General features: G+C 71.7%; 12 protein-coding genes. 7 read left to right on the plus strand and 5 right to left on the minus strand.

From position 1 onward, the window contains the following. Nucleotides 1-49: 49 nt before the first annotated feature. Nucleotides 50-496 (minus strand): hypothetical protein, encoded by a 447-nt coding sequence (locus ACIBG8_RS42055; protein ID WP_397348822.1) that lies wholly within the window; start codon nucleotides 494-496, stop codon nucleotides 50-52. Between the two features lie 105 nt (nucleotides 497-601). Between ACIBG8_RS42055 and ACIBG8_RS42060 the strand changes: the two genes are divergently transcribed. Beyond that, nucleotides 602-3,790, plus strand: a complete 3,189-nt coding sequence (locus ACIBG8_RS42060) for a BTAD domain-containing putative transcriptional regulator (protein ID WP_397348823.1) — start codon at nucleotides 602-604, stop codon at nucleotides 3,788-3,790. On the opposite strand, the gene ACIBG8_RS42065 is transcribed toward ACIBG8_RS42060, so the two are convergent. Next, nucleotides 3,747-4,355: a hemerythrin domain-containing protein gene (locus tag ACIBG8_RS42065; RefSeq protein WP_397348824.1), complete on the minus strand. Its 609-nt coding sequence runs from the start codon at nucleotides 4,353-4,355 to the stop codon at nucleotides 3,747-3,749. The two genes, ACIBG8_RS42060 and ACIBG8_RS42065, sit on opposite strands and share 44 nt — an antisense overlap. Before the next feature lie 76 nt (nucleotides 4,356-4,431). Between ACIBG8_RS42065 and bioD the strand changes: the two genes are divergently transcribed. Next, nucleotides 4,432-5,097, plus strand: a complete 666-nt coding sequence (bioD, locus tag ACIBG8_RS42070; RefSeq protein ID WP_397348825.1) for a dethiobiotin synthase — start codon at nucleotides 4,432-4,434, stop codon at nucleotides 5,095-5,097. Here bioD and ACIBG8_RS42075 read toward each other — a convergent pair. Next, nucleotides 5,094-5,663, minus strand: a complete 570-nt coding sequence (locus tag ACIBG8_RS42075) for a hypothetical protein (protein ID WP_397348826.1) — start codon at nucleotides 5,661-5,663, stop codon at nucleotides 5,094-5,096. The two genes, bioD and ACIBG8_RS42075, sit on opposite strands and share 4 nt — an antisense overlap. 78 nt (nucleotides 5,664-5,741) lie before the next feature. Here ACIBG8_RS42075 and ACIBG8_RS42080 point away from each other — a divergent pair, with 78 nt between their 5' ends. The 4 genes from ACIBG8_RS42080 to ACIBG8_RS42095 all read left to right on the plus strand — a co-directional run bounded on the left by ACIBG8_RS42080 (nucleotide 5,742) and on the right by ACIBG8_RS42095 (nucleotide 9,340). Further along, on the plus strand, nucleotides 5,742-6,707 hold the full coding sequence (locus ACIBG8_RS42080) for a thermonuclease family protein (protein ID WP_397348827.1): 966 nt from the start codon (nucleotides 5,742-5,744) through the stop codon (nucleotides 6,705-6,707). 76 nt (nucleotides 6,708-6,783) lie between these two features. Then, nucleotides 6,784-7,914 carry a histidine kinase gene (locus tag ACIBG8_RS42085; RefSeq protein ID WP_397348828.1) on the plus strand — a complete coding sequence of 377 codons (1,131 nt, stop codon included), beginning with the start codon at nucleotides 6,784-6,786 and terminating at the stop codon, nucleotides 7,912-7,914. Next, the gene (locus tag ACIBG8_RS42090; protein WP_397348829.1) at nucleotides 7,905-8,552 is read left to right on the plus strand and encodes a response regulator; all 648 of its coding nucleotides are present in this window, start codon (nucleotides 7,905-7,907) and stop codon (nucleotides 8,550-8,552) included. Before ACIBG8_RS42085 ends, ACIBG8_RS42090 begins: the two co-directional genes overlap by 10 nt. After that, nucleotides 8,552-9,340: a hypothetical protein gene (locus ACIBG8_RS42095; protein ID WP_397348830.1), complete on the plus strand. Its 789-nt coding sequence runs from the start codon at nucleotides 8,552-8,554 to the stop codon at nucleotides 9,338-9,340. Before ACIBG8_RS42090 ends, ACIBG8_RS42095 begins: the two co-directional genes overlap by 1 nt. Here the strand turns inward: ACIBG8_RS42095 and ACIBG8_RS42100 are convergent. After that, a complete protein-coding gene (locus ACIBG8_RS42100; RefSeq protein WP_397348831.1) occupies nucleotides 9,337-9,654 on the minus strand; it encodes an ArsC/Spx/MgsR family protein in 318 nt (105 codons plus the stop codon). The two genes, ACIBG8_RS42095 and ACIBG8_RS42100, sit on opposite strands and share 4 nt — an antisense overlap. Nucleotides 9,655-9,699: 45 nt before the next feature. Between ACIBG8_RS42100 and ACIBG8_RS42105 the strand changes: the two genes are divergently transcribed. Continuing rightward, a complete protein-coding gene (locus ACIBG8_RS42105; protein WP_397348832.1) occupies nucleotides 9,700-11,337 on the plus strand; it encodes an acetolactate synthase in 1,638 nt (545 codons plus the stop codon). On the opposite strand, the gene ACIBG8_RS42110 is transcribed toward ACIBG8_RS42105, so the two are convergent. After that, nucleotides 11,338-12,906, minus strand: coding sequence for a serine/threonine protein kinase (locus tag ACIBG8_RS42110; protein WP_397348833.1), 1,569 nt, complete (start codon nucleotides 12,904-12,906; stop codon nucleotides 11,338-11,340). Nucleotides 12,907-12,976 lie beyond the last annotated feature (70 nt).

A 12,976-nucleotide genomic window follows, 5' to 3' on the forward strand; every position in this document is an offset into this window, starting at 1 on the left:
AGGGACACAGCCGACGGCCGTGCCGACGACCCACCGTTACGCCGACGCGTCAGCGCCGGCAGCTCTCCAGCTTCCACGCCTCGGTGAGCGTCGTCGGGAGGATGCCGCCACACGGCTGGAAGTCGCCTTTGTAGGTCCACTCGCCGACACCCGGACGAGTCCAGAGCCGCATGGGCGCCCAACCGGCCGCGAGGTAGTAGACGTCCTGCGTCGGGTCGCTCCCGTAGACCACGCCGTAGAAGAGCTCCTTCGCCGCGCCGTCCGCCTTGGCCTCCGGTGTGGTGCCCGTCGCCGCCAGGACCTCGCTGCGGAGGCCGGGGGCAAGAGTGAGACCGGCGGCCATACCGGCTGGCTGGCGGGACGGCGTGCTGACCGCGGTCGGCGTCGGGCGGGGTTTGCCTGCAGGCAGGAGCTGCATGACCGCCAACACCCCCGCGAGGAGGACGCCGAAGGCTAGAGCGGCGATGACCGCGGGGCCCAGCCATGATCTCGACACCCACGATTCCTAGCGAAATATCCGGCAAAAGACAACATGTCGGCCGGGGTGATCGCGTGGGAAAATCATCGCCGGGGAATCACACGGGCTCGGAAACGGACGTTCATGCTGCGCCTCCACGTTCTTGGACCGCTCCACGCAACCCTGGACGGTCACCCCCTCGACCTCGGCACCTCACGCCAGCGGGCGGTCATCGCCAGGCTCGCCGCCGCCGGTGGGCAGGTGATCTCCACCGACCGCTTCATCGACGACCTCTGGCAGGGCCAGCCACCACCCAAAGCCCTCGCCGCCCTCCAGGTCTACATCTCCAACCTGCGCCGCGCCCTGGAACCGGACCGCCCGCCCCGCGCACCCGCCCAGGTGATCGTGAGCGCCCCGCCCGGCTACCGGCTGGCCCTCCCCCAGGACGCCGTCGACGCCTGGCGCTTCCCGAACCTCATCGAGGCAGCGGGCGAGGCGCTCAAACACGCCGACCCCGCGACCACGCACCGCCTGCTCGACGAGGCGCTCGGGCTGTGGAAGGGCCCCGCCTACGCGGAGTACGAGTGGGCGGCGCCCGAGTCGGCGCGACTGGCCGAGCTGCGGCTGCTGGCCGTGGAGTACCGGGCGGAGGCGGCGCTGATGGCGGGCGGCCACGCCGAGGCGGTGCCCGAGCTGCGCGGGCACGTCCGCGAACACCCGCTGCGCGAGAACGCAGTGCGTCTCCTGGCCCTGGCGCACTACCGGGCGGGCAGCCAGGCCGAGGCGCTCGCCGTACTCAGAAGGGCCAGGAACAGGCTCAGGGACGAGCTGGGCGTCGATCCCGGGCCCGCGCTGAAGGCCTTGGAGCAGGAGATCCTGCGCCAGGACGAGTCGCTGCAGGTCCCAGCCGTCGTCGAGCCCGCCAGGAGGCCCAAGCAAGAGCCCCAGGGCCTGGTCGGCAGGGCGCGCGAGCTGGCCAGGCTGCGCGAGGAGGCGGAGCAGCACGGGCACAGGACGGTGTGGCTGGGCGGCGAGCCCGGCTCGGGGAAGACGACGCTGGCCGAGGCGTTCGCCGCCGCCTCCACCAGGCGCGTGGCGTTCGGCCGCTGCCCGGAGATCGACGGCGACGCCCCGCCCGCCTGGGCGTGGAGCGAGATCGTGCGGCAACTGGGCGCGAAAGACGAGCGGCTGAGGCCGCTGACAGAAGACGGCGTGCCGATCGCCAGCCAGTTCCTGCTGGCCAGGGCGCTCGCCGACTACCTGGCCGGGCTCGGCCCGCTGCTGCTCGTGGTCGAGGACGTGCACCGGGCCGACAGCGAGACCCTGCACCTGCTCAGGCACCTGACCAGCGCGGACGTCCTGGTGATCGCCACCTACCGCCCGGACGAGGCGGGCGACGACCTGTTCGCCACCATGGCGGCCCTGGCGTCCGTGAGCGCCCACCTGCGGCTCGACGGGCTGGAGGAACACGAGGTGGCCACCGTCCTCGCCAGGATCTCCGAGCGCGAGGTGGACGCCGACCTGGTGCGTACGGTCACCGAACGGACGGCGGGCAACCCGCTCTTCGTCAGCGAGGTCGCCAGGCTCATCGCGGGCGACGGCCCCGAGGCGGCGCAGAAGCTCCCGCTGGGCGTGCGCGACGTGATCAGGCGACGGATCGCGCGGCTCCCGGCCAGCGCCAGAACCGTGCTGCGCAACGCGGCCATCGTCGGCAGGGACGCCGACGTCGAGGTGCTCCTGCACCTCCAGGACGAGGACGCCGTGCTCGACGGCCTGGAGGCGGGCGTGCTCACCGGCCTGCTGACCGAGCCGCGCCCCGGCCAGGTGCGCTTCACGCACGTGCTGGTCAGGCAGGCGTTGTACGAGGAGACCGCGCGGATCCGCCGCACCCGCCTGCACGGCAAGGTCCTGACCGCCCTCCAGCAGGTACGGCCGGCCGACGTGGCGGCGCTCGCCCACCACGCCCTGGAGTCCGCCTCGCCCGAAGCGGTGCGTTACGCCTCGGCGGCAGCCGTACAGGCCTCCGGGCTGTACGCGCACCGGGAGGCGGCCGCGTTGTGGGAGGCGGCGCTGGAGTTCGCCCAGGACGACGACACCAGGCTCGACCTGCTCTGCGGGCTCGTCTCGGCGCGCGCGCACGCGGGCGACGTCGTGGGCGCGTTACAGGCCAGGGCGCGCGCCGTACAGCTCGGCCTGCGCACCGGCCAGGCGGCCAGGGCGCTGACCTCCTACGACGCGCCGGTCACCTGGACGCTGCAGGAGAACGGCGCGCTCGACCCCGCGTTCGTCGCCGCCGTGGAGCGGGAGCTGGCCGCCGAGCACGACGACGTGACGCGGTGCCGCCTGCTGGCCGCGCTGGTGTTCGCGCTGGAGAGCCACGACGACGAGCGGGTGGACGAGGCCGGGCTGGAGGCGGTGGCGCTGGCCCGCCGGCTGGGCCGTCCCGACCTGCTCTGCCTGGCGCTCAACGCGCGTTACTTCTCCGTCGTCGGCCCGTGGCGCAGGGACGAGCTGGCCGCGCTCGGGCACGAGCTGCTGGAGCTGGGCGAGACGCACCGGCTGGTCGGCTACCTCATGCAGGGGCACCACGCGCTGTTCATGGTCGCCCTGGGCGGCAACGACCTGGAGACGGCGCAGCGCCACGCCGACCGCGCCGTCGAGCTGTCGGCGACCGGCCAGCTCGGCCTGGCGCTGGCCGTACTCGGGCTGTTCGGCGCGGTGCGCAGGCTGCTGGAGGGCGACTTCGACGCAGCCGAGGCCACCTACGCCGAGATGGCGCGGCTCATGGGCGAGCGCGGCGGGGTGAACGCGGCCTGGATCGGCGTGCTCGGCCGGTTCTTCGTCAAGCAGGCCCGGGGCACGGCCGGAGACCTGGTGCCCGAGCTGAGGGCGCTGTTCGAGCTGGCAGCGCGCAGCGGCCCGCCGAACGAGGGCGTGCACGAGGTGTACGCGGGCGCGCTGGCCGCCGCCGGGGACCTGGACGCCGCCAGGGCGGTGTGGCGGCCCCACATGCCGCACCCGCGTAACTACTACTGGCTGCTGTGGGAGACCCAGCGCGCGATCACCGCGGTGGCGCTGGGCGACACCGAGGTCGCCGCGCGCTGCTACGAGGAGCTGCTGCCCTGGTCGGGCCAGCTCGCCGGGCTGCACAGCGGCTCGATCACGCTCGGCCCCGTCGCGCTGGTCCTGGGCGACCTGGCGGTACGGCTCGGCCTGCCCTCGAAGGACCACTACGACAGGGCAGCGAAGGTGGCCGAGTCCGTCGGGTCGGGACACTGGGCGGACGAGGCTAGGCGAAGATCAGCCGCTGCCGCCTCCGGTGTCCGCGGTTGAAGAGCGCCAGCAGCGCCACCATGAGCGGGCCCGCCTCCTCGCGCAGTGCGTCCATCTCGTCCGGCCTGGCGTACTGCGCGATCCTGGGCAGCTCGAAGCTCAGCTTGCTGCCCTTGCGCGCGGCGTCCTCGACGGTCTTCCAGTCGGCGTCGGACACGTAGCGGGTGATGAGCGGGAAGATCAGCCGCTCCTCCTCCTCGATGTGCTCGTCGAGCAGGTCGGCCAGCCGGGCGAGCGCCTTGGCCATGCGCGCTGGGGCGGCGACGTTCTGGACGACCTCGTCCAGCAGCGGGTCGAGCGCCTCGTGGTCCTCGGTCAGGTCGCTGAGATCGGCTGCCGCGCCGGCCGACCTGACGATGATCGGCCACAGCACGTCGTCCTCGGTCTCGTGGTGGTGCTTGATCGTCGCGCAGAGCCGGGTGGCGAAGCCGCCGATCGCGCGCAGCCGTACCGCGTCGGGGAGAAGCTCACCGGCGGCGATCTCGTTCATGAGAACGGCGAGGCGCCGGGTGTCCGCACGCATGGCCCGGTGGGCGATCCGGATGCCGAGCAGGTTGGGGGCCATCGGAGACCCTCCTTTCTTGGGTGACTCCAGCGTGCGGTTCCCCTCTTGTGTCCCTCTTGGTTCAGACTTGGGACCGATGAGCGTGCTAGTGGTGACGGGGACGGACGCAGGGGTCGGCAAGACCGTGGCGACCGCTGCGGTGGCCGCGCTGGCGAGGGCGCGCGGCTCGACGGTGGCCGTGGTCAAACCGGCGCAGACCGGCGACGCGAGCGACGTCGACGACATCATCAGGATGTCGGGGGTGACGACCACCTTCGAGCTGGCCAGGTTCCCCGAGAAGCTCTCCCCCGCGGCGGCTGCCAGGCTCTGCGGGCTACCCCCTGTCTCGTTGCGCGCGGCGGCGGAGCGGGTTACCGAGCTGGCGGAGTCGAACCGGCTGGTGCTGGTGGAGGGGTCGGGTGGGCTGCTGGAGCGCTACGACGAGGACGGCGCGACGGTCGCGGACCTGGCCAGGTCGCTCGACGCGCAGGTCCTGGTGGTGGCCGGGGCGGTCAACCACGCGGCGCTGACGCTGGAGGCGCTGGCCCACCGGGGCCTCGACCTGGCCGGGGTGGTGATCGGCTCGTGGCCTGCCGATCCTGGTCCCGCCGACCTGAGCCTGGCCGACGACCTGGAGATGCTCGCCGCGCGGCCCCTGGCGGGCGCCCTGCGGGAGGGCGCGGGCCGGTTGTGCGGCGAGGCGTTCCTGGAGGCGGCCCGCGCCGGTCTCGGCCCGACGCTGGGCGGCGCGTTCCGCCGTTAGCAGGCGGCTTCCGGGAGCCGGCAGACCTGGCCGAGCATCTCCTCGGCCAGCTTGATCAGGGGACGGAAGCCCTTGAGCGGCAGGCTCTTCGTGGGCCAGTCGTTCTGACCGTAGATCATGATCGCGGCGCCCCTCCTGACGACCACGTCGTGCGTACCGCCCTCATCGAAACGGGTTCCCGCTCTGAGCGCATCGTCACCCAGGTCCAGCGGTTTGTACCAGTAGTGGGAGGGCGCGGCCTCCTTGGCGACGGGCGGGCATTTGGCGAGCTGGCCACGCAGCCCCTTCATCGCGGCTTCCGCAGAGGAGACGTCCTTGTAGACGATGAGTTGCTCCCATTTGCCGCCGCCCTCTCCCTCAGGGCTGTAGACGACGGTCCTGGCCTCCAGGCGGCCTTTGTCCCAGTGGCCCTTGAAGCAGGGGTTGAGGACGAAGGGCAGGGTGCGCGTGTCGTCGACCGACCAGTTCTTGTGCCCCTTGGCCTGCGCCTCCAGGAGGAGAAACCCGTCGGGCAGGCTCGCTGGCGTGAGTGCGATGGCCGCCGCTGCGGCTAAGTGAAGGATCACGATCGGTGTGATGCGTAGTAACCCGTATTCGTTCTGGTATTTCGGGACTTCTCGATTACCACAGGTGATGATGCAGCCATGGCAAAGGCAATCGAACAGCCGGTCCCCGGCATCACGGTCGGCCACGCTCTCCTGGCCCGCTCCAACGGTGTCGCCCAGCCGGTCGACAAGATCGTGCACGACGGCGACACCATCAACATCGCGGCCGACGGCAACTTCGGCGTCCGCCTGCTCGGCGTCGACGCCCCGGAGGTCAGTTTCGAGCTGCCGCGCAGCCCGAACTTCCCCGGTCACCCCAAGGGCTTCGTCAAGATCGAGCACCCGGCGTGGACGGAGTTCCTGACCGACCCGTTCGCCAAGGGCTACCCCGAGCTGGTGCTCCGTACCGCCCTCCACGACCACCTGCTGACCAAGGTCGGCCCGCAGGCGGCGGCCAACCACGCGGCGCTGGCCAAGCCGTCCACCGAGGCGCTCAAGGCGATGGTCCAGCAGGACATCACCGAGCAGGGCCACACCGACGAGACGTTCAAGCTGCGGCTGGCCTTCGCGCACGAGATCCTCGACAGGTACGGCAGGCTGCTGTGTTACGTCAACCGCGACCAGAGGGAGAAGCCGCGCCCCGACCCCTACAACGAGCGCCTGCTCGCGGCCGGGCACGTGATCCCCTACTTCATCTGGCCCAACGTCGACCCCTTCGTCCGTCAGGAGGGCCGCATCTTCGACGCGGTGCCCGAGCCGGGCAGCGCCCGCACGATCGCCGAGGCGGGCACCCTGGGCCGGGCCAGGCAGGGGGTACGGCAGGCGCGCGAGGCGGGACTCGGCCTGTGGAACACCGCTGAGCCGCTGAAGCTGCTCCCGTTCGAGCTGCGCTTCCTGGCCCAGCGCCGGGCCCCGGACCGCTTCGTGCTCGACCTGTCGGACAACGCGCACGAGCTGCTGCACCCGCAGAGCTACTTCCGCATCCCCAACCCGGAGGACCGGCTGTTCGTCAACGCCGAGCACGCGCCGCTGTTCAAGGAGAAGGGCTGGTCGGTGCCGCTGTAGGTGGGGCTAGCCCCACCTTTTTCCCGGCTACCACACCTATGTCGGCGCGCCCCGGGAGGTCTCTACCGTAGAGACCATGAAGTTGCCCTGGTCAGCGCGCGCCTGGCTGGACACCGCGCACGTGGTCACCGGGCTCGTGGTCTCGACGATCACCGGGTTCCTGACGATCGTGCTCATCGTGTGGCCCGGCCTGTGGCGGCGCGCGGTGTCGTTGTTCACCCGGGTGCAGCGGTCCAGGTTCGCCGCGTTCCAGGGGGTGGACATCCCGTCTGCCCCTTACTCCCGCAGGCAGGCCGTCTACCACCTGTTCAGCGTGTTCCTCGGGCTGGCGGGCACGCTCGTGACCTGCATGGCGTGGGCGGCCGCGTTGATCCTCACGCTGTCGTTCCTGCTGCCGGTCGCCTTCCCGCCGCCGATCGTGTTCGCCTTCGACTACCGCAGCCCGATCGTGCTCTCCGTTGCCGTCGCCTCCGGCCTCGTCCTGCTCCTGGTCACGCCGTGGATCGCCAGGGGCTTCGCCACCCTCGACCTGGCGATGGCCACCGCACTGCTCGGGCCGAGCCGCGTCGAGCTGACCCAGCGCATCGAGACGCTGCGGGAGAGCAGGGCGGGCGCCGTCGACGCGGCTGACGCGGAACGGCGGCGCATCGAGCGCGACCTGCACGACGGCGCCCAGCAGCGGCTGGTCTCCCTCGCCATGAACCTCGGCCTGGCCAGGGCCACCATCACCGACCTGTCCGAGCCGGCGGCTGAAGCGCTGGCGCAGGCGCACGACGAGGCCAAGCTGGCGCTGAAGGAGCTGCGCGACTTCGTCAGAGGCCTGCACCCGGCCGTGCTCAACGACGAGGGCCTGGACGCCGCGCTGTCCGGCATCGCCGCCCGCGCCCCGCTGCCGGTGCAGCTCCGCGTCGACGTCGGCGGGCGGATCTCGCCGACGATCGAGGCCGTGGCGTTCTTCGTGGTCTCCGAGGCGCTCACCAACATCAGCAAGCACGCCGAGGCCACAAGCGCGGAGATCGTCGTCCAGCGCAGCGGCGACCGGCTGCGCCTTATGGTCTTCGACGACGGGAAGGGCGGCGCCGCCCTCGACGGCGGCACCGGGTTGCGCGGGCTGAGCCAGCGCATCGCCTCCGTGGACGGCGTGCTGCACATCGAGAGCCCCGACGGGGGCCCGACGAGGATCAAGGTGGAGCTTCCGTGCGAGTGATTCTGGCCGAGGACTCCGTGCTGCTCAGGGAGGGCCTCATCAAGCTGGTCCACGCGGGCGGCATGGAGGTGGCCGCCGCCGTGTCCGACGCCTCCGAGCTGCTGCGCGCGGTCGCGGCCGACCGGCCCGACCTCGTGCTCACCGACGTCCGCATGCCGCCCTCGCACAGCGACGAGGGCCTGCGCGCCGCGCTCGTCCTGCGCAAGGAGCACGTGGGGCTGCCCGTGCTCGTGCTGTCGCAGTACGTCGAGGAGCGGTACGCGGCGCAGCTGCTCTCCTCGGCGAGCGGCGGCGTGGGTTACCTGCTCAAGGACCGGGTGGCCGACGTCAGCGACTTCCTCGACGCGCTGCGCAGGGTCGCCGCCGGTGGCACCGTACTCGACCCCGAGGTCGTCGCCCAGCTCCTGCTGCGCGGCGACAGGGACCCGCTGGAGAAGCTGACCAGGCGCGAGCGCGAGGTGCTCGCGCTGATGGCGGAGGGCAGGTCCAACAGCGGCATCGGCGAGGCGCTCGTGCTCAGCGAGGGCGCGGTCGGCAAGCACGTCGGCAACATCTTCACCAAGCTCGACCTCCCCCCTGCGGAAGGGGACCACCGGCGGGTCCTCGCCGTCCTGCGATTCCTGAAAGGTGCTCCGTGATGACCATCGTCAAAAGCCTGTGGTTGTTCCTGGGCATCGCGACGACGACGGTCGCGATGTTGTTCTCCTCCACGGCCGTCTGGGAGCTCCTCGCCAGGGCGGACGAACCGACGGAGGACACCCAGCGCTCGGTCCCCTTCACCGGCTCCCGCCTGAAGATCGAAGTGGTCGAGGGCGCGGTGGACGTCGCCGTCGAGCCCGGCGCGGCCGGCGCCATCACGCTGAGAAGGGCGCTCCAGTGGTCGGGTGACAAGCCGAAGGTCAAGGAGGAGTGGGACGGCGGCGTGCTGCGCCTCAGCGCCACGTGTCCGGGCGCCGACCAGCCGGACGGGCCGACCTGCCAGGCCAGCTACGTGATCTCCGTCCCGCCGGAGACCGCGCTCGACGCCTCGACGATCTCCGGCGAGCTCGACGTGCGTGGCATCTACGGCGCGCTGCGGCTGAGCTCCGTCTCCGGGGACGTCGAGGCGGGGCAGACGCCGGCCAGCCTCTGGGCGCGCACGCAGACGGGCAACGTCAACGCGCACGACCTGCGCGGCGGCCCCGCCGACGTGGAGATCGGCAAGGGCAACGCCGACCTGTCGTACAGCAAGGCCCCCTCCGACGTCAGCGTCATCGTGCGAGCCTCGGGCGACATCCGACTCAACCTGCCCACCGGGGAGCCCTACGCCATCACCACCTCGGGGGAGAACGTCGACACGACAGGAGAGGTGCTCGCAGAACCCACCTCCCCCAGGAAGATCGTCGCCCGCACCGCCGAGGGCAACGTGTGGATCAGCGGGCGCTAGCGCGCCACCCGCGCCGTGCCGTCGTCGGCCACGATGATGGGCCGCTGGATCAGCACCGGATGCTCGGCCAGCGCCGCCAGCCACCTCGCCCGGTCCTTCGGCCAGGCGTCCATCCCCAGCTCGCGCGCCACGCTCTCGCCGAGCCGTGTGATGTCCCACGGTTCGAGGGCGAGCCTGGCGAGCACGTCCTCCAGCTCGGCCACCGTCGGCGGATCCTCCAGGTATCTGCGCACCGTGTAGCCCGCGCCCTCCGCGTCGAGCACCGTCAGGGCCGACCTGCACTTGGAGCAGTCGGGGTTGATCCAGATCTCCACGCTGACCTCTGTTTAGCTTTGTGACTGGCTGGTAGGTTCCACGCCATGGAGCCAGCCAAGCACGCAGGCGATGCCGCTGTGGCCGTTTCCCGGGCCTACGGCGTCGAGACCATGTTCACCCTGTCAGGCGGGCACGTCTTCCCGCTCTACGACGGCGCCGTGCACGAGGGCATGCGGATCCTCGACGTACGGCACGAGCAGAGCGCGGTCTTCGCCGCCGAGGCGACGGCCAGGCTGACGAGGAAACCCGGCCTGGCCGTGCTGACCGCCGGCCCCGGCATCACCAACGGCGTGAGCGGCGTGGCCACGGCGCACTTCAACGGCTCGCCGGTCGTCGTCATGGGCGGCCGCGCGCCGCAGTCGCGCTGGGGCAGCGGCGCGCTGCAGGAGATGGACCACCCACCGCTGCTCGAACCCGTCACCAAGCTCTCCTTCACCGCGACGGACGCGGGCCAGGACGTCGAGACCGCCTTCCGCACGGCCCTGGCCCCCCATCGCGGCCCGGTGTTCGTCGACTTCTACATGGACCACCTGTTCTCCCCGGCGCCCATGCACCAGGCCGAGATCCAGACGCCCTCGCCGCTGGAGCCCGATCCCGAGTCGCTGGCCGCCATCGCCCGCCTGCTTTCCGAAGCCGAGCGGCCGGTGCTCGTCCTCGGCTCGGACGTGTGGATGGACCGCGCGGAAGAGGCGGCTCGCGACTTCGCCGAGGCGTGGAAGCTGCCCGTCATCCCGAACGGCCAGGGCCGCGGCATCCTGCCAGCGGGCCACCCGCTGCTCGTCACCCGCGCCCGCGGCCAGGCCTTCAGCCAGGCCGACCTGGTGATCGTCGTCGGCACCCCGCTCGACTTCCGCCTCGGCTACGGGTGGTTCGGCGGCAAGGACGGGGCGCCGCTGGCCCGCGTCGTTCACATCGCGGACGCGGCCTCGCAGCTCGCCACCCACATGCAGCCGGTCGAGTCGGCAGCGGGCGACCTGTCCGTGGTCTTCTGGAGTCTGAGTACGGCCTGCGACGCGGCAGGCGTCCGCCCCGTGCGATACGAGCCGTGGGTCTCCGGCCTGGCGCAGGCCGCGGCGGCCGCCATCGCGGGCGACGCCGACCTGCTCGGCGCCTCGACCGACCCGATCCACCCCATGCGGATCTACGGCGAGCTGGGCAAGGTGCTCGACGACGACGCGGTGGTGATCGGCGACGGCGGCGACTTCGTCTCCTACGCCGGGAAATACGTCGAGCCACGCAAGCCGGGCAACTGGCTGGACCCTGGGCCCTACGGGTGCCTCGGGACCGGGCTCGGCTACTCCATCGCGGCGCGCCTGGCCCGGCCGTCGTCGCAGGTGGTGCTCCTGCTCGGGGACGGCGCCGCCGGGTTCTCGCTCATGGACGTGGACACGCTGGTGCGGCACAACCTGCCCGTGGTCATGGTGTGCGGGAACAACGGCATCTGGGGGCTGGAGAAGCACCCGATGCAGATGCTCTACGGCTACGACGTGGCGGCGGAGCTGCGGCCGCAGACGCGGTACGACCAGGTGGTGACGGCGCTCGGGGGCGGCGGCGAGCTGGTCACCTCGCCCGACGAGATCGGTCCCGCGCTGCGCCGGGCGTTCGACTCCGGCGTGCCGTACATGGTGAACATCGCGACGGACCCCCAGATCGCCTACCCGCGCAACACGACGGGGGTCTAGCTACTTGGTGGACGGCGTCGGCGTCGGGCTCGGCGTCGGCGTCGGGCACTCAGCGCCGAGCTGCTGGACGAGGACCAGCGTCACCGGCCTGCCCACTTCCAGCCAGGTGCCCTTGGCGGGCTTCATCTCACCGACGCGCGCGCAGGCGTCGCCCATCGTCTCGTCGACGACCTTGACGGTGAACTTCTGTGCCAGGAGGGCCTTCTTGGCGTCGGGAAGGCTCATGTCGAGGACGTTGGGCACCTTGTTCTTCTTCACCGTGGAGGTGGGGGTGCTCGTCGGCGTCTTGGTCCCGGTGCTGGTGGTGGGGGTATGCGTCGGTGTCTTCGTCGGATCCGGCGTCGGTTCCTCGGTGGGCTCGGGATCCTCGGTGGGTAACGTCGGGGTCGGTCTCTGCGTGGGGGTCTTGGTCTTTTTGGGGGGCTTTGTCGTCGGTGCCGGGCTGTTCAGGCTCGACTCCGCCGCGCCAGGCTTCACACCCTGCGTGGGACTGGGATCCCCCTTGGTGAAGCCGGTCAGGGCCACGGCGCCCGCACCTACGCCCAGGACGACCGCGGCGGCCAACCCCGCCACCAAGCCACCCCTACGCGGTGCTTTGGCCGCTCTGCGGCGTCTGGGGCCCGCGAGGGTGGTGTTGTCCGGCTGGACCGCTCCCGTCTGCGGCGCGTCGGGCACCGGTGGCGCCATCGTCGCGCCCGTGACCGGCGACAGCTCCGCCAGCGGCGCCGCCCCAGTCTCCGGCGGCAGCACGGCCTGGCGCGCCGCCGCCGACATCGCGGCAGCGCTGGGGAAACGCCTGGCGGGATCCTTGGACAGCGCCCGCTCCACCAGCGCGCGCACCGGCGCAGGGATCTCCAGCGGCAGCGCCGGCGGCGCCTCGCGGATGTGCTTGAGCGCGATCGTGACCGGGCTGTCGCCGTCGAACGGCCGCACCCCGACCAGGCACTCGTAGGCGACCACGCCGAGCGCGTAGATGTCGACGGCCGGCGTGACCGGCGCGCCCTCCGCCTGCTCTGGCGCGCAGTAGGCGGCCGTGCCGAGCACCATGCCCGCGTCCGTGAGCCTGCTGGCCACGTCGGCGCGGGCGATGCCGAAGTCGGTGATGACCAGGGTGCCGTCGCGCTGGACGAGCAGGTTGCCCGGCTTCACGTCGCGGTGCACGATGCCCTGGTCGTGTACGGCCTGCAGCGCGGAGGCCGCCTGCGCGATGAGCTCCATCGCGGGTTCAGGGGCGATGCGCCCGATCCTGGCCAGCAGCCGGTCGAGCGGCTCGCCGTCCACGAACTTCATCACCAGGTAGACCGTCGCCCCCGCGCCGGCCACCTCGCTCACGCCGTAGTCGTAGACATCCACGACGCCCTGGTGGTTGACGGTCGCCATCGCGCGCGCCTCGCCCTGGAAGCGGGCCACGAAGCCGGGATCGTCCATGCGCCCAGGAAGCAGCACCTTGACGGCGACGGTGCGCGCAAGGACGATGTCCTCGCCGCGCCACACTTCGCCCATGCCGCCGGCGCCGATGCGGGTATCCAGGCGATACCGCCCCGCCAGCGTGATTCCTTGAGCCACCATGACTCCCCCGCTACCCCCTGCCTCTCGAACCTCTTCCGCCCCCGGAACTCTCCAACAAAGCGGATTTGTA

It is taken from the genome of Nonomuraea sp. NPDC050556, assembly GCF_044457355.1.
Taxonomy (GTDB): domain Bacteria; phylum Actinomycetota; class Actinomycetes; order Streptosporangiales; family Streptosporangiaceae; genus Nonomuraea.

Excerpts from the sequence above, each read along its gene's own strand:
- ACIBG8_RS42105 (WP_397348832.1), top strand. The coding sequence starts at position 9,700 with ATGGAGCCAGCCAAGCACGCAGGCGATGCCGCTGTGGCCGTTTCCCGG.
- ACIBG8_RS42060 (WP_397348823.1), top strand. The coding sequence starts at position 602 with ATGCTGCGCCTCCACGTTCTTGGACCGCTCCACGCAACCCTGGACGGT.
- ACIBG8_RS42110 (WP_397348833.1), bottom strand. The coding sequence starts at position 12,906 with ATGGTGGCTCAAGGAATCACGCTGGCGGGGCGGTATCGCCTGGATACC.
- ACIBG8_RS42065 (WP_397348824.1), bottom strand. The coding sequence starts at position 4,355 with ATGGCCCCCAACCTGCTCGGCATCCGGATCGCCCACCGGGCCATGCGT.
- bioD (WP_397348825.1), top strand. The coding sequence starts at position 4,432 with ATGAGCGTGCTAGTGGTGACGGGGACGGACGCAGGGGTCGGCAAGACC.
- ACIBG8_RS42095 (WP_397348830.1), top strand. The coding sequence starts at position 8,552 with ATGACCATCGTCAAAAGCCTGTGGTTGTTCCTGGGCATCGCGACGACG.
- ACIBG8_RS42080 (WP_397348827.1), top strand. The coding sequence starts at position 5,742 with ATGGCAAAGGCAATCGAACAGCCGGTCCCCGGCATCACGGTCGGCCAC.
- ACIBG8_RS42085 (WP_397348828.1), top strand. The coding sequence starts at position 6,784 with ATGAAGTTGCCCTGGTCAGCGCGCGCCTGGCTGGACACCGCGCACGTG.